The sequence below is a fragment of the Larkinella ripae genome (genome assembly GCF_054780775.1).
In genome coordinates this window covers 198,710-217,840 of sequence record NZ_BAAGVR010000025.1, presented here as the reverse complement: position 1 = coordinate 217,840, position 19,131 = coordinate 198,710, and the positions used below count along the sequence as shown (strand labels likewise).

General features: G+C 51.0%; 13 protein-coding genes. 6 read left to right on the top strand and 7 right to left on the bottom strand.

The genetic code is table 11. The annotated features are described in order from the left end of the window. Nucleotides 1-7 precede the first annotated feature (7 nt). The 5 genes from ACYVHX_RS20940 to ACYVHX_RS20920 all read left to right on the top strand — a co-directional run bounded on the left by ACYVHX_RS20940 (nucleotide 8) and on the right by ACYVHX_RS20920 (nucleotide 6,185). Nucleotides 8-1,552, top strand: coding sequence for a carboxypeptidase regulatory-like domain-containing protein (locus ACYVHX_RS20940; protein WP_460673642.1), 1,545 nt, complete (start codon nucleotides 8-10; stop codon nucleotides 1,550-1,552). A gap of 482 nt (nucleotides 1,553-2,034) precedes the next feature. Next, nucleotides 2,035-3,705, top strand: a complete 1,671-nt coding sequence (locus tag ACYVHX_RS20935; RefSeq protein WP_460673641.1) for a lectin-like domain-containing protein — start codon at nucleotides 2,035-2,037, stop codon at nucleotides 3,703-3,705. 177 nt (nucleotides 3,706-3,882) lie between these two features. Continuing rightward, the gene (locus tag ACYVHX_RS20930) at nucleotides 3,883-4,605 is read left to right on the top strand and encodes a hypothetical protein (protein ID WP_460673640.1); all 723 of its coding nucleotides are present in this window, start codon (nucleotides 3,883-3,885) and stop codon (nucleotides 4,603-4,605) included. An 88-nt stretch (nucleotides 4,606-4,693) separates the two neighbouring features. Beyond that, complete coding sequence (locus tag ACYVHX_RS20925) at nucleotides 4,694-5,548, top strand: alpha/beta hydrolase (protein WP_460673639.1); 855 nt, start codon at nucleotides 4,694-4,696, stop codon at nucleotides 5,546-5,548. Nucleotides 5,549-5,762: 214 nt separating this feature from the next. Beyond that, nucleotides 5,763-6,185 carry an EamA family transporter gene (locus ACYVHX_RS20920; protein ID WP_460673638.1) on the top strand — a complete coding sequence of 141 codons (423 nt, stop codon included), beginning with the start codon at nucleotides 5,763-5,765 and terminating at the stop codon, nucleotides 6,183-6,185. Between the two features lie 46 nt (nucleotides 6,186-6,231). Here the strand turns inward: ACYVHX_RS20920 and ACYVHX_RS20915 are convergent, their stop codons facing one another. The 7 genes from ACYVHX_RS20915 to ACYVHX_RS20885 form a co-directional block, all read right to left on the bottom strand. After that, nucleotides 6,232-10,242, bottom strand: coding sequence for a S8 family serine peptidase (locus tag ACYVHX_RS20915; protein ID WP_460673637.1), 4,011 nt, complete (start codon nucleotides 10,240-10,242; stop codon nucleotides 6,232-6,234). A gap of 77 nt (nucleotides 10,243-10,319) precedes the next feature. After that, entirely contained in the window at nucleotides 10,320-10,664 is a 345-nt protein-coding gene (locus tag ACYVHX_RS20910; protein WP_460673636.1) for a hypothetical protein, read from the bottom strand. A gap of 428 nt (nucleotides 10,665-11,092) precedes the next feature. Continuing rightward, entirely contained in the window at nucleotides 11,093-11,890 is a 798-nt protein-coding gene (locus ACYVHX_RS20905) for a polyprenol monophosphomannose synthase (protein WP_460673635.1), read from the bottom strand. A 90-nt stretch (nucleotides 11,891-11,980) separates the two neighbouring features. Beyond that, the gene (gene hemG / locus ACYVHX_RS20900) at nucleotides 11,981-13,306 is read right to left on the bottom strand and encodes a protoporphyrinogen oxidase (RefSeq protein WP_460673634.1); all 1,326 of its coding nucleotides are present in this window, start codon (nucleotides 13,304-13,306) and stop codon (nucleotides 11,981-11,983) included. Further along, a complete protein-coding gene (locus ACYVHX_RS20895) occupies nucleotides 13,303-13,722 on the bottom strand; it encodes a DUF4296 domain-containing protein (RefSeq protein ID WP_460673633.1) in 420 nt (139 codons plus the stop codon). The genes hemG and ACYVHX_RS20895 overlap by 4 nt, the downstream gene beginning before the upstream one ends. A gap of 323 nt (nucleotides 13,723-14,045) precedes the next feature. Next, nucleotides 14,046-14,978, bottom strand: coding sequence for a serine hydrolase domain-containing protein (locus ACYVHX_RS20890; protein WP_460673632.1), 933 nt, complete (start codon nucleotides 14,976-14,978; stop codon nucleotides 14,046-14,048). 298 nt (nucleotides 14,979-15,276) lie between these two features. Further along, on the bottom strand, nucleotides 15,277-16,785 hold the full coding sequence (locus ACYVHX_RS20885; RefSeq protein WP_460673631.1) for a M20/M25/M40 family metallo-hydrolase: 1,509 nt from the start codon (nucleotides 16,783-16,785) through the stop codon (nucleotides 15,277-15,279). Nucleotides 16,786-16,946: 161 nt separating this feature from the next. On the opposite strand from ACYVHX_RS20885, the gene ACYVHX_RS20880 reads away from it, so the two are divergent. Further along, nucleotides 16,947-19,028: a S9 family peptidase gene (locus ACYVHX_RS20880; protein WP_460673630.1), complete on the top strand. Its 2,082-nt coding sequence runs from the start codon at nucleotides 16,947-16,949 to the stop codon at nucleotides 19,026-19,028. Nucleotides 19,029-19,131: the final 103 nt, after the last annotated feature.

Here is a 19,131-nt window from a genome sequence, read left to right as displayed (position 1 = left end):
AATTCTAATGAAATCTATTGTTTATTTTGCTCTGTTTATTATCGGAATAGTAAGTCTGTTAAGTTGCAAGGAGGATTTCACGATCAGTCCGACTCAGTACGCTACGGTACAGGGAAGAGTACTAAACAATACTAGTTTAGTACCTGTCGCCAATGCACTGGTAACTTTATCCCCGAATAACCGGATCGTAAGAACCGATGCTTCAGGCGTGTTTCGCTTCGACAGTGTTTTGGCTGGAGCCTACACACTTCAGGCGGAAAGAGCCGGTTTTACAACCCAGATTGCTTCAGTTACGGTAACCGGCGATGTGGCCCCACCGTCAATAACCCTTATACTGGCTCAGGTTCAAGTTCCAAACACTCCTCCAACCGTGCCTACCTTGGTTGCGCCTACCAGTGCGACCACGATTCAATCCACCTCCGTAACGCTCAAATGGAAGGCAACTGATCCGAACAACGATACCCTGAGGTATGAAGTACTCCTGTATAAATCCAGCTTAACCACACCGGTCCAGTCCTATACCGGACTGACTATCGATACGCTGGCCCTTTCCAATTTAGAGTATAACACGACGTATTTCTGGAAAGTCAGTGCAAGCGATCAAGTTAATGTTGTCAATGGTCCTGTATGGTCATTTACAACCCCGGCCTTTCCAAACTATAGCTATTTATTTGCCCGGCCTCTGAATGGACAGTTCCAAATCTTTGGATCAAATGCAACCGGCGAAGCCGTTCAGATTACGCGAAACGGGAGCAATTGGCGACCGGTTACCAGTCCAAATAAACAGCAGGTAGCCTTTATTTCGAACAGAAATACCAATCTGCACCTATTTATTATGAATTTGGATGGTAGCAATACCAGGCAGATTACATCGGTGCCGGTGGGAGGACTCAATCAGCTGGATTTATCTTTTTGCTGGTCGCCTGATGGTACCCAGTTATTGTATCCAAGCAATAACCGACTGTTCGCCATTAATATTGATGGCACGGGGCTTCGGGCGGTGGCGCAGGCGCCAAGTGGTCGTGCATTTGCCGGCTGCGACTGGACACCCCAGGGCAACCGAATTGCGGCCCGGACTACGGGGGATAGTGTTTACGACAACGAAATTTCGACTTTTAATACCGATGGATCCGACAGTAAAACCGTCTATATCCGCAGAGATCGGCGGGTTGGCAACCCTGTTTATTCAGTGACGGGCCGCCAACTGGTTTTCTCCGCCGATTCCAGCGGTTTTATGAATGAACAGGGGCGGCAACTGGATGCCCGGCTTTATTTATTCGACCTGGCTACGTATGCCGTATTTGATTTGTCCGTATTTCCGACGCCTTCCTCTCAGACGAGTCCAAACCTGAACAATAAAGTGGCTGGCACAAATGATTTAGACCCCCGTTTTTCGCCAAATGGTGCACAACTAATCTTTACGAATACGGATAATTCAGAGACGGGAACCCCTGCCGTTTACGCGATTAATTTGAGCACAATAGCGCAGGACAATCGAAACCGCCGACTACTGTTCTCATCAGCAAGAATGCCTGATTGGCGACAGCCATAATCGGTTTGCACCCTTAGAATGCGGATTGTCGTTTTTTCTTACCTGCTGACAGTCTATATTTGTGAAATTCAAACTTGGTTCAAAAGCCTTAGTCTTAGCCATTTGGCCGGTTTACGTATGCAGCCGTATTGATTAAAAAAATAAGCAATTAATTATACGAGCGTTAACAAATTTCACTGATCAGTTAAAGTATAACAAATCAACCTTTAATAAAATTTGATTCCTGACCCCGCTAAAGTACGTATTAGATTAAAATTATCTTTATATAATACTATTTGAAAACGATTGAGTAAATAAATCCCTTCGGTATAGAAGTTTTGTCGGGTTTTATAATTTCATTTAAAACCGGGTAGTAACTAACTACGAACATTCCTAATTGTCGAGGAGCTGGCCATTTTATTGGCCGGTGCTGATAAATAGTATATACTGTCTGCTTTATTTGCTCTTTGGTATATAAGTGTGGCGAAAGAATTGAATGCCGTATGAACGTATTTGCTAATCCATATTATAAATGCCTATTTTTATTGGCTGGCCTGCTAGCAAGTAGTTTCGCGGCTAAAGCGCAGAGTGGTTATACACTCGTTGGCTCAGCTCAACCTGCCTCAGTGGCAGATTATGTCTCATTAACTCAGGAACGTCCTGGCCAACCGCAAACCGGAGCTCTGTGGTATAATCAACTTCTAAGACTAGCCGACTCATTCGAAGTTGAGTTTACGGTAAATTTTAGCGCAAACAATTTTGCCGCCGACGGAATAACCGTGGTGATGCAAACCGCGGGAACCAAAGCTCTGGGTGGAGCGGGCTCGGGCATTGGCTACCGGGATCAAAGCCTGCGTCCGTCCTTTGGAATCGAGTTCGATACGCATTACAACGGAGAGACGGATGACCCGCGCGGGGATCATATGGCGTTGGTTCGTGATGGCAATAATGGGCATCAGTTTAATACGTCCTTCCCTAAACCTGTGCCCATTTCTACGACTTCCAATTCCATTAAAGATGGTCTGGATCATGTTGTGAAACTAAGCTGGAATGCCGTTACCCATTTCATTCAGGTAGAGGTAGATTGTGTTCCCAGAATCAGTCAGTCGATCGATTTAATTAATGATGTTTTCGGAGGAACTCAAGAGGTTTACTTTGGCTTCACTTCTTCTACAGGAACCGCCGGTAACGCTCATACGCTATATGCCCCAAAGGACCTAATCGCCTATAAAACCCTTAGGGCCTGCCCGAAAGAAACACTTACGCTGGTCGCCGGTTTGTCGATAGACGGCAAATATGACTGGAAGCCCGACACTGGATTGAATGACACACATATCCGGAATCCGCAGCTACTGACAAGTACCAATCAAGTGTATACCGTAAGTTACGTAAACCGGTGTTCGCTGCTAAAAAATGACACTGTAGCGGTAAAAATAAACGGCCCCGATCTTACCATAACAGGAAACCGGGAGGTTTGTGAGAATGAAGTAATTGAACTCAGCCCAGTGCTTAATCCTACGAATACCAAGGCTAAATTTCGCTGGTCAACGGGTGACACAACGCGTCAATACAAACCTAAAGCCTCGGGTTTATATAAACTCCAGGTAACAATCGATAACTGTACCGTTAGTGATTCATCGCTGGTGACATTTCACCCAGTACCGAAACTGGATCTTTCAATCGATTCTACCTTGAACTGCCAGATGGGTTCCCCTATCAGCTTAGATCCAAAAGCAAGTGGTCAAAATCTGAAATACTTCTGGACTTCTAGCGGCACTAATGAACCTACCTTCTTGGCGAGCCTTCCCGGCCGGTATACAGTGCAAATCAGCACCGAGTTTGGGTGTTCAGTACAAAAGAATTTTACCATTCTCGATAATTGTTTGCCAGCAACCTTAATTTTTACGCCGGATGTCTTTACCCCAAATGGCGATGGAATAAACGAAGTGTTTGAATGGAAAAGTAATGTAGAGATTGAGGCTCAAATGAAAATATATAACCGCTGGGGTGAGGTAATATTTTCCTCATCGAATCCCAACGACTTCTGGGATGGTACCTCAAGTGGCCAGCATTGCCCATCGAGTACCTACTTCTGGAAACTTGACTATCAGTCCAGCCAGAGTAAAACAAACGGCCGATTAGTAAAACAAGGTGAAGTAATCTTAATAAGGTAATAGACGATGAGCGCGTTCGTTCTCCACAAACTTTTTTGGATAACTTGCCTGTCTTTATTAAATTTAAAATTGTGAGGTAGCTTCAAGATGGTTTTTTGTAGTGTACAGTTAGAACTCTATCCTGGTTGTTTAATTAAGAAACGATAAAATCCAATAAAAATACCTTTACTATTTGCTATGCTTTCCAGAATCGCTGCTAAATTTATTACGCTCACATTGCCAACAGAAAAGTGGTTTGGGACTGCATTTACCCTGACAAGATACTTTTCCTATTTTATTGAGTCACCGGAAGAACGCCTGAAAAATAGTTTTCGTAAGGTTCAATCAGCCAAGTTAGATACCTTAATGTCAGCTATCCGGGCCAGTAGTCCACCGCTTACTGAATTTCCGGTACCCATAAAAGTACAGGGGGCAGAGTTACTAAAGGAGAAGTATCCAAATGGATTAGTGGTATGTTCTATCCACATGCCATTGGTTTTGCTTTCGGTCCGTCTTTTAATTGAACGCGGGTTAATACCAGATGCTATACTTGTGAAAAACGTACCTAAAGACGGTTATTTATATGTAACAGGTACCAAAATAAGAATTCCTGCTTTGTTTACAGATCACTATATATTAGTTAAAGTAAGAAGCATTTTACGAAAAGGTGGAATTGTCATTATTCTGGTCGATGATATTTCAAAAGAAGCGACTTATTTTCCCAATATATTTCGGTTAGTGAATAAGCTCAATTCTGACCTTATATTAACGCTGGTTAAGCTTCAGGGTGATGGCTATATAGAAGGGCGTATATTTGATTTACCTGATACTAGTTCTGACGAAGAAGAAAATATAAAATCAAAATTTGATGCCTTGCATAAGCACGTAACTACAGTTATGAGTCCAACAACAGAAAACTAATTTAGTCTTTTAAAGTTTTATTTAGCGGTTTTTCCTTCTCCTCATAAAAGGATCTAATTATAATCAAACCATATATTATCAGACACTCATGGTGAAACTATATCTATTCTGTCTACTCGGTTTTGTGCTTGGCTTGAGCACTCAAACCAATGCCCAGAACGCTCCCCGGCGATATATTGATTATCTGGGATTGCCGACAATTCGAACCTATAATATTCCTTTTGGCCAGTCGGTTGATGAAAATGGCGTATTGCAAACCCAAAAGTTGGATATTTATGAGCTTCGGGGCGACGTTCTGGCGGCACGACCTGCCATTATTCTGATTCATGGGGGTAACTTCACCGGTGGTGATAAGGAACACGTTGCTCTATACGCAAACGAATTCGTTAAGCGTGGCTACCTGGCGGTTTTGGTTAATCACCGCGTATCAAAGAAAAATTTTAAAAACGAAATTACAGATCCCGATTTCGTAGCAGCTGCGGATAATGCTAAAGAGGATGTACTGGGTGCAATTCGGTGGCTGCGTGCCAATGCGACTCAATGGCGCGTTGATAAAGGACGCATCGGCGTTTTTGGCTTTTCATCGGGTGCTAGTATAGCCTTAAGTATTAATGCCAACCAGACAAGTCAGAGTTATGAAAACGATGCAGATCCTAGTCAAAGCATGGCAATTTCTTCTATCATTGAGTTGGTGGGCCTTGCCGATCCGGCGTCCATTGCTCCGGGCAATAAGCCGGTGTTAATGATTCATGGGGAAACAGATACGGGGATCAAAAGAGAATATGTAATGAGTATTTACCAAACCTTCAAGGATAACAATGTGCCGGTCAAGTTGAAGTTTTCTCCCGGAAGCCACGATATGGCGCCTTATATAGGAGAAATAGGCCCTATGACGTCGGCATGGTTTAAGTCCTTTCTGGTGGATGCCCAACCCGTCTATTGATGAATGGGGAACGAGTAGACTACCCTCGTCTGTGTATTGTAAAAGCGGCTTCGTTCTACTGAATGAAGCCGCTCACGTAGAAGGAAACCCGTAAGGAAAGCCATCAAGGCCAGGATCAAGAAAGAAATCAGGGGCGGCCAAAACCTTTGAATCAGATTCTGAATCATTTTAACCATTTCCGGGCTTACTGGTTAATACCCTTCTTAACACGACGATGTGGATTCTTTTTTCGTTGCTGGCCGCCCTTACGTCAGCACTGGTTGTGACCCTTTCCAAGGCCGGAATCAAGCATGTTGACCCGAGTCTGGCCTTCGCAATTCAAGCGGTTTGTATTCTGTTTGTTTCCTGGGGGGTCGTCATTGGTCAGGGCAGCCTGGCCGACATTAGCCGGATCGAGCGTCGCGTCTGGGTTTACCTGATCATCGCGGGCATCATCACCTGCATTTCCTCTCTGCTTTCCTTTCGGGCGCTGAAATTGGGCGATGCCGCCCGTGCCTCACCCCTGGACAAAATTTCGCTGGTTTTTACAATTATACTGGCGGTTGTTTTTCTGAAGGAAAAAGTAAACTGGCAGGTTATTGCCGGAGCGGTTTTGATGGCAGCCGGTGCAATTGTAATTGCCCTGGCGCGGGAGTAATAGCCAGCTTCATGGATCACGATTGCAACCCCGATCCGCATTCCCGCTACGGTTTTAACACTTTAGCGCGTTGCACGGTTTTTCCCTGTTCATCCTGAATGACGACAAAGTAGAATCCGGCGGACAAGGTCGATACGTCCAGCGTCACTGAATAATCGGTAGAAGTCCGGGTCAAAACCGCCGACCGCAGCACCAGCCCGTGCGCATCGACCACCAGACTGCGGTAAATCCGGTTTTTAACGGATTCCGGCACGAACTGAACGGTCATCTGCCGCGCAACCGGGTTTGGTGAAACAAGCAGTCGCGTCCCCGCAAAAACCGGCACTTGAACCGATGTGATTACATCCAGCGCGATTTCCGGCGAAACCAGTTCGGCGCACCCGTTGACGTTGGCCCGGACCGAATACCGCCCCGACTGGGTTGCAGTATAAGTTTGCTGCGTCGCTCCGGCAATCGGATTTCCATTCAGCAGCCACTGGTTACCGCTTGCCGCGTTGGATTGCAACGTATAGCCATCGCGGGAAATACTGGGTGCCTGCGGATCTTTGAGCGTAATCACGACAGCCGCCGAGGTCACCGGCGGACACTCGCCCGCTACCCGAACGCTGTAGGAACCGGCCGTCGAAACCGCCAGGGTGGAAGAAGTAGCACCCGAAACCGCCTGTCCGTCTTTCAACCATTGGTATGCATAACCCGCCACATCCCGGGCCCGCAGCACCACCTCGCTGCCCCGGCAAAGATCGGTGGCACCTTCCGGCGTGATGGTGGCCACGACTGCCGAACCCGGTTTTAGCGTAACCGCCACGCGGGTCGGGGCCGGACAACCAGTGGCTTTAACCCGCAAATTATACAGATAATAATAGGCGTTCGTCAGCGTATCACTGTTAAAAACCGACCCTTTCAGACTTACAACGCCGGGAATTTGAAACGGAAAACCGCTGACGCCGATATTACTCCGAAAAATTGTGGCCCCATCTTCATACTCGATGGCGATCTTGTAGGTACCGGCTTCAGGAATGGACAGGTTCAGCAGGTATTCCGCGCCCGGATCGGTCGGATTGTCGGACTGCTGCCCGGAAGGGGGTGTTCCCACGGGCGTATCCGGGCTGCGGGTCGGTGTCACATCGAGGGCAACACTGGAAACGGCGGTGCCATTTAGCCGCTGGACGGTGAAAATGATTCGGCCCGGACTGCCAATGTAAAGCCGGGTACTTTCCAGCACCAAAGGCACCTGCGTCGTAAGCAGCGGCTGCGGACCAAAATTACCCGAATAAGTGCCGCCCCCGAAAGCTTGCTTGCTGGCCGGACCAACGGCTCCCGAAAATTCATTCAGGGCGGCATAATAAACCCCGCTGGCGGGTCGGCGGAAGGCCGTCGCCTGGTTTCCCGCCCCTACCAGATTGCCAGCCGTGGGGGCGTCGTACCAAAACGCCGTACCGGCCCCGGTGTTGCGTACCGAAACGACGCTCGTGTCGCAGGCCGAAACCGAGAAATTGCCCGGCTCCGTCGCAGCCGCCGAGGTGGTCAGGATGCTCACCCATTCGTCATTAGCCGCGTTTTGATCACCCGGCAACCGGGTCTGGACCGTAAACCGGTAGGCGGTCGTTGCCGACAGACTTGCCGGCCCGCGCAAAAGGAGTTGTGCTTCTTTCGAGGGGCCCAAAACCGCCCGAAGTGTGTCGCGCAAAGTGGCAACCACCGATCCGAAAGGAGCCACAATCTGGACGGCAACGGGAATATTTTGTTGTTCGGCAGCCCCGTAATTGCGAACCGTTACGGCCACCTGAACATCCGACTGTCTGCAAAAGCCGTCCTGCGGTGATACCAGCGCACTGACGCCCACATCGTTCTGCGCCCGCGCAAACCGCACCAGATAATCCTGCGTTTCACCGTTCGGATAGGTACCGCAGGCCGAAACCGCCCCTGCATCCGTTGTTTCTACCGTCACGATGCGCATTCGCGTAACCTGTCCGTCCGGCAAACCACCCGGCACAGTCACCGTCGTCGAAAAAATGGCCGTTGTCGTCAACGCTTCCGAAGTCGCCACCAATTCGCCAGCGTCCTCAAAATCCCCGTCCAGATTCCAGTCGATAAACGCTTTCGTGATGGTCAGCCGGTTTTCGCCACAACTTCCAATCGTTACCTCCAGCGGTACTTTCTGACCAATCGATACGGCCGTATTCGCAGCCGTGAAGTCCGAATAAGGCTGGCAACCGCTGTTTCCGGCCTGATCAATGGTTCCGAACCGCACGCGGTCGATGTTGGCCGAACCCGCCGAACCTGCCGCCGAAAGACAGTACGGACTTCCGCCTACGCCACTCATGATCAGCGCAAAATCCTGCCGGCCACCCTGGAGTGTACTCTTGTGGGAAATGGTGAGGGTGTAGCTTTTTCCGGGAACCGCATCGGCAATCAGAATCTGTTCGATATTGTCGCGAATGTTATCCCCCCGCGTCGCCGGATTGGCGGGGTTTTCGGGATCGAGCACCCAGGGTTGTACGGTTCGCGCGCCGTCGGCCAACCGGATATCCAGGTCATTCACCAGCCGGGGACTGCGGTTATTCAGGTTGGCAACGCTGGCCCCCAGGGCCGTGGCTTCCGGATCGGTCCAGCAAATCGTTACAACCAGCGGCCCGCGGCCCGACGCCACCAGTTGCACGGTTTGGCGGTCGCCCTGATTCAGCGTTCGCTCTTCCAGCGCATGACTTTTGTCGGTATTTCCGATGACGCGGGCGGCTTTTTCCGCGTTCAGCAGCCCCCAGCCAAACCGGTAGTCGGGGCCGGGCGCATCGCCCGCTTCACTGGCCGTGTGCAGCGCCAGGCCTTTCAGCGTTGAGGACCGCATCGGCTGGCCGTTGCGCACCTGGGCGTAATATTCCTGCAACAGCAGCAGCGAACCGGCCACGTTCGGAGTCGCCATCGACGTACCCGAGAGCGTGGTATACGCGTTGTCGTTGGCCGATCCGGATGACAAGACACTAACACCCACGCCCACCAGATCCGGTTTTATCCGTCCGTCGTCGGTGGGCCCCCACGAACTAAAACTCGCCACGCGGACATCCGAGGGCTGGGCGTATTCGGTCGGAATGCTGCTCACCGCACCAACCGACAGAATATTCTTGGCGTTGCCGTCCGTCGAAATCTGGTCGTAGCCATTCTGGTTATTCCGGGCGGTTTTGCTCTGCGTATTGGTGTTGCCCAGCCAATACGTCACCCCGGCACCGGGGCCGTTCTGTCCGTGCGTATTCCCCGCCGATTTAACCAGCAGATAGTACGGAGCCGCCACGGCTACGCGGTCCCAGTTGCGGGCTCCGTTGTTATAAATACCAAATTTGTAATCTTCGGTGGCACTGATGGTGGTGTCGCCCCACCACTCCCATTTGAATTCCCCGGCGCGGTCGGCGTCGAAAATCCAGCCGGCCTGAATATTATAGGAATGGTTGGAAACGAGCAGATTAGTAGCCGCGGCCGCCACTTCGGCGTGATCGTTCTCGAAATCATACGACTTCAGGTTGGCCCCAAACGCCATGCCCCGCGTCCGTTCGTTAACCCCCGCTGCCATCATGATGCCGGCCACGTGGGTCGGGTGGTTGGAAATTGTGGTGACGCTGTCGGCCTGCGTAATCCGGCCGGTGAGCTCGACGTGGCTCGTGCGCGGTTTTCCGCCATCCCACATGCCTAATTTATCGCGCACGGACGCGCCGTTTCCCGACAACGACAGGCCGAGAATTCCGCCCGCATACAGCGACGAGGTGCGGGTGGTGGTGCCGGCGCGGGTGGCACTGCCCGTTGCCTTAAACAGCAGATTTCCCCGCTCATCGGCATCATCCAGCACAATGACCGTTCCGTCCGCGCGTTCCCGGCGCAGCGGAATCCGGCGCTTCCGCGCAATTTCAACGGCCCGGCGGTACGACGGTCGGCGGTCCTGTTGCAAATTCCGACTCAATTGTCCGAGCGCCGTGCGTTGTTTTTGGGTATATAGTGGCTTTTGGGCCTGAACGCCGAGCGTTATTCCCAACAAAAAGCCAATCCACAGGTATTGGAAACGTGAAGACATAAAAAAGCTAAGCCCAACAAGTTATTAAAACTGTTGGGCTTAGCAGTAAGCAGACCGGATTTTTTATCCGTTTCTTATTAAACCGCCTTTTGGGCAGACAGTGTTACGTCTTTTACTTTTTTAGTAGTTGCGTTGGAAACTTCAACCCGGTACGTACCGTTCTCGGCATCTTTCAAACCAAAGTGAATCGTGTTCCCTTCAACCAGTTGGCCGCTGGCAATTACCTCGCCGTTCTGTTTCGACAACTGAACCGTAACCGGCTGATCATCGACCCGGTTTACAACAACCGTTACATTGGCTTTCGGTTTCGATTGGCCCAGTAGTGAACCAATCAGCGATTGAGGAGTAACGGCGTCAACGACACAAATCATAACAAAGCCCATTCCGAGGGCGATTAACGAAGCTTTCAGTGTGGTGTTCATCTTTCTATTTGTTTACAGTGGAAACCTTTTTCTTACTTGTTTCAACAAAGTAACTATATAAAGATGACATTTAGTTCTACCCAAATAAGACACTGATTTTCAGTGCAATTTTATATTCAGATAGATATTATAATTGCACTTATCTAAACCAAATAATATTTTGTTAAACAAAATATTGCCTCCTTTAAATTTTTACCTTATCCGTTTACTCAAGAAACGGAATTAATTGAAAAATGCAAAGATTCTTTATATAATACAATTAGATTTCCATCGCTGATTTCTAATTTCCGGAAATCCGGGAGAATTTAAGGCTGCCTTTTGGAGCAACTGGACGGTTTTGGCAGCCCGGCAGAGGAACGAAAACGAGGGAAGACAGCTATAGAGGAACTCTAAATAATACAAAGACTAAAAAAGCGATATAGGATACCCTACACCGCTTCGGTGGCTTCCGATTTGGCCGGTACCACATCCGCTTGTTTCGGTGGTGGAATGTATTGCCGGAAAAAGCTGGCAATTTTCATTTGCAGAACCCCAAAAACCGCTTCTTTGAAAATTCCCGTCGACATTTTCGAAACGCCTTTCGTACGATCGGTGAAAATAATCGGCACTTCAGTGATGCGATACCCGTATTTCCAGCTCAGAAATTTCATCTCGATCTGAAAAGCGTAGCCAACAAACCGAATATTATTTTGCAGCACGGCGTTCAAAACGACCCGGTTGTAGCAGATAAAACCGGCGGTGGGGTCCATCACCGACATGCCGGTAATAAACCGCACGTAAACGCCCGCAAAATACGACATCAGCACCCGGCCCATGGGCCAGTTCACCACATTAACTCCGGTAATGTACCGCGAGCCAACCGCGACGTCGTTGCCTTGCAGACACGCTTCGTAGAGACGCACCAAATCCTCGGGATTGTGCGAAAAATCGGCATCCATTTCACACACGTACTGGTAGCCTGCTTTTAAGGCCCACTGAAAACTGGCGATGTAGGCTGTTCCGAGGCCCAGCTTGCCTTTGCGTTCCATCAGGTGAAGCCGCTCCGACAACCCACCCAGATCAAACTCTTCCTGTAATTCCTTCACCCGCAGGGCAGTACCGTCCGGTGAGCCGTCATCGACAATCAGTACATCGAAAGGCGTTGACAGACTCAACACTTTTCGAATAATGGCTTCGATGTTTTCGATTTCGTTGTAGGTCGGAATGACCACTAAGCATTCTTTCAAGGTCTGATCGGGTTAAGGTATTTCCTGATTAAATAACTTAAAAAACGGCCGATTTTATGCAATATGGATCTTAAAATTTGTTAAAACCGCCTAGAAGTCAGCCTTTTCCAATTCCGATAGACGCGCCCCCAGCTCCCGGCCCTTGCGAATACAATCCGACAGGCTGCTGCCCCGGTACCAGTTGCTGCAAACGTAGATTCCATCCGACTCGAGCGCCGGCACTTCGTTGTTCACCGGTACAATCCGGGCGTCGTACTGCGGAATGGCCCGCTCCCAACGGGTAAGCCACTGCTGTTGCGGTTTTTCGGCCCGAATGCCGAATGCTTCACTTAATTCCTGGTGAACCCGCTGCCGAACCATCTCGTCGGGTTGCCGGGTGTTTTCGATCCCCTGCCGCCCACCTACCAGGCTGGTCAACAACACTTCGTCAGCCGGGCAGCGTTCGTCGAAAACCGAACTGTTCCAGATGTGTCCGGCCACAAACCGCCCCTCAGCGCGCGGATTCAAACCACCAAAACCGTTGAGCGGGTGCTGAACGGCGGCTTTTTTATAGACCGAATGCACGGCAATCATGGGCGGATAATCGATTTGCCGGAGCAACGACGCCAATTTCGGCCGGTGAGTTTCGAGCAAACCGGCGGCCGCATTCGTATCGCAGGCCAGCACAACGCCATCGACCGGATACGAACCACTTTGCGCTTCCAGCCGCCAGCCGGTTTCGGTTTTGTCCAGCCGGTTTACCGAATCGCCCAGGTTGAGGCTGGTGAGTCGGGCCGCCAGTGTTTTTGGCAGGGTTTGCAGCCCATCGCGAAACGTGAACGACTGCCGCCGACCGGACGAACCCGCGTTTTTGATCATTCCTTTCAGCACCGAACCGTATTTCCGCTCGTAGTCCAGCAGCATTGGAAACGTTTCGGAAACCAGCAGCCGGTCGGGATCACCGGCGTAGATGCCCGAGACAAACGGCGCCAGCGCATAGTCCACCACTTCCGCCGAAAACCGGCGTCGAAAAAAAGCACTCAGGGTTTCGCCGGGGACCGAAATCGTTTCGTTGGTCCGTTCCCGCCAGATGGCTTTTTTCGTTTTCCAGCTAAAAAATGAGCCAAACAGCAGGGAAAGCGGCCCCGACGGCAATTGCCGGTAGTGACCGTTGCGGTAAATAAACCGGGCTTTGCTAACGGGTTTGGCAAACCGGATTTCCGGGGTCAGTCCCAGTTGATCGAGCCAGGCAAGCAGGTCGGCATCCCCCAACAACGAGTTCGGGCCCAGTTCGATCAGGTAGGAACCCTCGCGCCGGGAACGCATCAAACCGCCTGGTTCGCTGCTGCGATCAAAAACCCGGCACGGGATGTTCCGTTGTTGGAGTTCGTAGGCCAGCGTTAGGCCCGAAATTCCGGCTCCGATGACGGCAATCATTTCTTCAGACTTTTAAGGCGGGCGGGCAAACTGGGTTTCACCACCTTGCTGCTGTCACCCGGTTTTTTGCGCCGTTCCAACTCTTCCGTCACCTGTTTATAAATGTCGGCCAGCTTCTCCGGGTCCGACGAATAATAGGTGTAGCTCTTCGAGTAGGCAGCGGTATCGACCTGGAATTTCTGAAAAATATGCTTTTCAAGGCGTTTGTAGATCAGCGTGTTACTGTCCTGCGAAATCCGGTTCAGCTTGGTCACCCGCGCTTCGGCCAGGTGGATTTCGGTCAGAATCCGCGCCATCGTCGTTTCCGGAATTAGATTTTTGGGCGCTTCAACGGTTGAATTCTGGCAAGCCGGTAACAAAACCGTTAGCAAAACCCACAGCCACTGTCGGAACGGGCCGCTCCGGGATTCCTTCATGGTCACTATGTTGGTCAAAACTGGCATCTGCCTGCAAATGTCGGGAATCCTGTGCTGAATACCACGCGATTCGCCCGTCAGGTGCTTATAAAACCGCCTGAGATTCCTCAGCAGGAGCCCAAGTCCCGGTCGGTGCAGACTACCCCCGGTTTTTGCGGAACTGAAAGGATGCAGAACCGAGGGCGGCAAGCAGGCCGCTCCGGCCGGTCGTTGCGCATTCCGCCGGGGTTGGGTCAGCGGATTGAGTTTCTGTTTTTGGCCAGCGATTCCTAGCCAAAGCGTACCGGAAAGCAGCCCGACGTACATCCCCACAATTCAATCAATTATTCACTGGCTTTCAATACGTTGGCCAGGTCATTTTCAAGATCAGCCAGATCAAGGCCCCCGGCATTCGCTAGCAGCAGAATCATTTGGTTGGTGGTTGTTTTCCGACTCAGGAAGCTTGTATAGCCGGGAAGATCACCTTTGTGGTAGGAAACATCCCATATTCCAGCGCGTTCGCGCAAAAACCAGCCGTACCCAAATTTTTCTTTTACATGCTGGTGAAGCATCAGGTCACGCATTGGCTTCGACAGGAGCTTTTGTGAATTGAGGCTCTCGTGGAATCTAACCATGTCCGAGGTCGTTGTAAACAATGAACCGGCGCCGTCGACTACTTCAAGCGAGTACGGAATCGCAGCGCGCTGTCCCTGCTTCGTGTTCGTATAACCCATTGCCAGAGTAGCGACGGTTTCTGTCGTTCTGGCAACGCCCGATGACGTCATTTGAAGCGGCTTGAAAATAGACGCGTTGATTAAATCAGGATACGGTTTTCCGGATGAAATTTCTGCGATTTCCTTTAAGACGATATACCCGGAATTTGAATACTCAAAATTCGAACCCGGTTCAAAATTAAACCCGTTACCCGCCAGACGGGCTTCGTCAAACCCGTGCTTTTCGTCAATAAACTCCTTGATTCCCGACGTGTGCGTCAGTAATTGATGGATGGTTACGTTCGCTGCGTTTGAATTTCCGATCGCTTTGAAATACGTCCCAAGTTTGTCCGTAAGCTTTACTTTGCCTTGTTCAGCTAATTGCAGGATCAGAATAGCCGTAAAAGGCTTGGAAAGCGAAGCAAGTAGAAATTTGGTGCTGTCCGTGTTCGGTTCACCAGACTCCGCATTGGCTTTCCCGAAACTCTTTTTGTAAATAACGTGTCCTTTGTCAACGACGACGACATTACCGATGAATTCGCCGTTGGCATAGGCTTTTTCCACCAGATACGCTATTTTTTCCGGTTTTGTTTTTCCGGGGTTCGTGTTGCAGCTAATTACAAATAGCAGGAGACAAATCCCTGTCCAACCGGACAAGTTCGGTCCCGTTCTGGTTCGACTGTACCGTGTCATGTTGCGGTTTTTAACACCTTAATCCCTGAGAAAACCGGCCAGCACGAGGGCGCTATGGCGGGCCTTTCGCGTCACAGTATGTTTCGGTAATTAATTCTAAGTGAATTTCTTTTCGATGCCGCCAAACCGGGTGACGCTTACTGCCCTTCCTGCCAAGTCAAAAACCGTATTATTCTTTCCAGCGCCATTCGTTGGCAATTTGCAGGGGGGTCCGCAGGCCCTGCGCAATCAGAAAGTCGCGGGTTTTGATGTCATCCATTCGGCGGGTCGGAATTTCCTCGGCGTTTGCCAGGGCGTAGAGCAGCATCGCCGAGTAACGAACCGTGTTTTTCAACTGATCTTTGTTGACCAGATTCATGTTATCGCAGTTGGCGTGGTAACAATCCACCACATTTTTGTCGAGATGCCCGCTCAGGCCCACCACCGGCACGCCCTCCATCATAAACGGCTGATGATCACTGTGTAAACCGGCCTGATTCGAGAGTGTGTTCTGGAACGCCGGTTCAACCTGTTTCATGCTTTCGCCAATTTCGGTCAGAAACGGCATCATTTCGTTCCGGCCAAAGGCGTTCAATCCGCCCGGGTCGTTGGTCATGTCCAAGTTCAGAATGCACCGCACGTTGTCGAGCTGACCGGTTTGCTTCAAATCCTGGACCAGGCTCCGCGAACCCAGCAGGCCCTGCTCCTCCCCCATGAACATCACGAACTCGATGGTCCGCTTCGGTTTGATTTTCAACGCCTTGAACGTCCGGGCAATGTCGAGCACCGAAAACGAGCCAATGCCGTTGTCGATGGCCCCCGTGGCCAGGTCCCAGGAGTCGAGGTGACCGCCAATGATGATTTTTTCGTCGGGATACTGCGTTCCTTTCAGCGTTGCCACCACGTTCCGCGCCCGGATTTTCCGGCTGACGTTCGTCATGTCGATGATGCCCTGCAGGTTTTTCTCTTCCTGCATCCACTGCCGGATTTCGTGACCGCTTTCCACCGAAATGCAAACCGACGGAATCGGAATCAGCTTGCCCGTCACGGAAGCGGTTCCGGTCAGCAGCACATTGCCCGGCACCAGGTTGACCATGATGACGCCAATCGCGCCGTGGTGAATGGCCAGGGCGGTTTTTTCGGAACGGTGAAGGTTTCGCGCTCCTTTGGTCGGTGCCGACAAGCCAATGTTTACCAGCGCAATCCGGCCCTTCAGCTTGTCTTTCACGGCCGCAAAATCGCCTTCCAGACCGTTGCCTACATCCACAATATCGCCCTGCACGTGGGCTTCGACGGGCGAATGCGCCAGCGAAACCACTTCGACATCCCGGAAATTATCGCTTTTTTTCGGTACAACCGCCAGCGTAACGGTGTCGCGCATCCACGACTCCACTTCAAACGGCATGTATTTCGTATCCGAATAACCGTACTGCTTCAGTAAATTATGGGTATATTCCTCCGCCCGGCTGCCGTTGGAACTGCCGGTCAGCCGGTGTCCGATTTTCTTCGTCGCTTCGGTCAGGGTTTCGTAAACCCGGCTGTTCTGCGTGACCTCCTGATTGATTTTCAAAAACACTTTTTCCAGCGATGGACGGCTGTTTTCACCATCAAATCGCTCGTCGAATCTTTTCAGGGTATGGGCACTCAGGAAGTAAATACCGCCCGAAAGCAGCAAATAAACGTAGACTTTTCTGCGCATAGTGAAGCTAACCGTATAACTCCTCAAAATAACAAAAAAGCCGCTGAATGCCATTTGTAAATACCTAAAAAACTTTAAGTTTCTTTGCCACCGCAAACCGGCTCAACGAATCCGGAAAAAAAGGTGTTTACTGAATTTACCATTCCGTTTCCATTGCCATTATGACAAACGCGCAGCCCACCTCGGTTCCGCCCAAAGCGGCCCTTAAACCGACCGAACTGACCACGCACGGCCACACCCGTATTGATAATTATTACTGGCTCAATGACCGGGAAAACCCCGAAGTCATCGACTACCTGAAAGCTGAAAACGACTACCTCGAAGCGGTTTTGGCCCCGGTGAAGGACTTTCGGGAGAAGTTGTTTGAAGAAATGAAAGGCCGCATCAAACAGCAGGATGAATCGGTGCCGTATAAAGAAGGAAACTTTTATTACTACACCCGCTACATCGAAGGGGGCGAATACCCGGTGTATTGCCGGAAACGCGGTTCACTGGAAGCCGGGGAGGAAATTGTGCTGGATGTGAACGAACTGGCAAAACCGTATTCCTACTACGACGTCGGTGGGCTGGAAGTAGCCGATAACGAAGAACTGGTGGCCTACGGCGAAGACACGGTAAGCCGGCGGATGTACACTCTGCGGATCAAGAATCTGAAAACCGGCGAAATTTACCCCGATGCCATTCCGGATACCGAAGGCGGTAGTTATGCCTGGGCAGCGGATAATCAAACCCTTTTTTACATTCGGAAAGACCCGCAGACGCTGCTCGGCTACCGGGTTTATCGCCATGTGCTGGGCACTGACCCCGCCGATGATGTCCTGCTGTATGAGGAACAGGATAACCAGTTTTACATGGGCCTGGGCCGCATGAAATCAAAAAAATACATTGCCGTGGTGTCCGACCACAACGGTGTCGCCACGGAATACCGGCTGCTCGAAGCCAGTAATCCGACGGGCGAGTTTACGGTTTTTCTGCCCCGCGAAAAAGGCCACGAATACGACGTTCAGCACCTGGAAGCGAGCTTTTACGTCCGGACCAACTGGAAAGCCGACAACTTCCGGCTGATGGAAGTGAAGGAAAACAAAACGGACGACCGCTCGGCCTGGAAAGAAGTGATTCCGCACCGGCACCACGTTTATTTGCAGCAGTTGGACGCTTTTAAAAACCACCTCGTGCTGGGCGAACGGCAGGACGGCCTGATCCACCTGCGGGTCATTGATCAGAAAACGAAGCAGGAACATTACCTGGATTTTGGCGAACCGGCCTACGTCGCCGGGATTGGCTACAACCCGGATTTTAACACCAACATTCTGCGGTTCGGGTATTCGTCGCTGACAACGCCCAGCTCCACCTTCGATTACAACATGGACACGAAGGAAAAAACGCTGCTGAAGCAGCAGGAAGTCCTGGGCGGTTTTGACCCGGCGAATTACAGCTCGGAGCGGTTTTTTGTCAAATCGCGCGACGGTGCCAAAGTGCCGGTTTCGGTGGTCTACCGCAAAGGAACGCCCAAAGACGGCTCGGCCCCGCTCCTGCAATACGCCTACGGTTCCTACGGCTATTCGATCGACCCCACGTTCAGCTCCACGCGCCTGAGCCTGCTCGACCGGGGTTTTCTGTTCGCCATTGCCCACATCCGGGGTGGTCAGGAAATGGGCCGGAAGTGGTACGACAACGGCAAAATGCTCAAAAAGAAAAACTCGTTCAACGATTTCGTGGACGTGTCGGCGTACCTGATCGAGCACCGGTACACGAGCGCTGACCGGCTGTTTGCCATGGGCGGCAGTGCGGGCGGGTTGCTCATGGGCGCGGTGGTCAATCAAAAACCGGAACTCTACCGGGGCGTGGTGGCGTCGGTGCCGTTTGTCGATGTTGTGACGACCATGCTCGACGAAAGCATTCCGCTGACGACGGGCGAATTCGAGGAATGGGGCAATCCCAAAATCAAGAAATACTACGATTACATGCTTTCGTATTCGCCGTACGACAACGTGAAGGAACAGGCGTATCCGAACATGCTGGTCATCACCGGTTTGCACGACTCGCAGGTGCAGTACTGGGAACCTGCCAAGTGGGTCGCGAAGCTCCGCACGCTGAAAACCAATCCCAACGGGGAACCGCAGTTGCTGTTGCAGACAAACCTGGAAGCCGGCCACGGGGGTGCGTCGGGGCGGTTTGAAGCCCTGAAGGAAATTGCCCTGGAGTACGCCTTTGTGCTGAATCTGGTCGGGATTCGGGCGTGAAATGTTACTATTTCTGGTGTAACCTGAAAACCGAACCCGGTTTTCAGGTTACTTCACAGGGGCGGTTTCCTGGGCACCTACTTTGGTAAGAATTTCCGCTAAT

Bases quoted from the DNA above. Each gene is read 5' to 3' on its own strand.
- ACYVHX_RS20885 (WP_460673631.1), bottom strand. From the start codon at position 16,785: ATGCGCAGAAAAGTCTACGTTTATTTGCTGCTTTCGGGCGGTATTTAC.
- ACYVHX_RS20925 (WP_460673639.1), top strand. From the start codon at position 4,694: ATGGTGAAACTATATCTATTCTGTCTACTCGGTTTTGTGCTTGGCTTG.
- hemG (WP_460673634.1), bottom strand. From the start codon at position 13,306: ATGATTGCCGTCATCGGAGCCGGAATTTCGGGCCTAACGCTGGCCTAC.
- ACYVHX_RS20935 (WP_460673641.1), top strand. From the start codon at position 2,035: ATGAACGTATTTGCTAATCCATATTATAAATGCCTATTTTTATTGGCT.
- ACYVHX_RS20880 (WP_460673630.1), top strand. From the start codon at position 16,947: ATGACAAACGCGCAGCCCACCTCGGTTCCGCCCAAAGCGGCCCTTAAA.
- ACYVHX_RS20930 (WP_460673640.1), top strand. From the start codon at position 3,883: ATGCTTTCCAGAATCGCTGCTAAATTTATTACGCTCACATTGCCAACA.
- ACYVHX_RS20940 (WP_460673642.1), top strand. From the start codon at position 8: ATGAAATCTATTGTTTATTTTGCTCTGTTTATTATCGGAATAGTAAGT.
- ACYVHX_RS20910 (WP_460673636.1), bottom strand. From the start codon at position 10,664: ATGAACACCACACTGAAAGCTTCGTTAATCGCCCTCGGAATGGGCTTT.
- ACYVHX_RS20920 (WP_460673638.1), top strand. From the start codon at position 5,763: ATGTGGATTCTTTTTTCGTTGCTGGCCGCCCTTACGTCAGCACTGGTT.
- ACYVHX_RS20915 (WP_460673637.1), bottom strand. From the start codon at position 10,242: ATGTCTTCACGTTTCCAATACCTGTGGATTGGCTTTTTGTTGGGAATA.
- ACYVHX_RS20895 (WP_460673633.1), bottom strand. From the start codon at position 13,722: ATGAAGGAATCCCGGAGCGGCCCGTTCCGACAGTGGCTGTGGGTTTTG.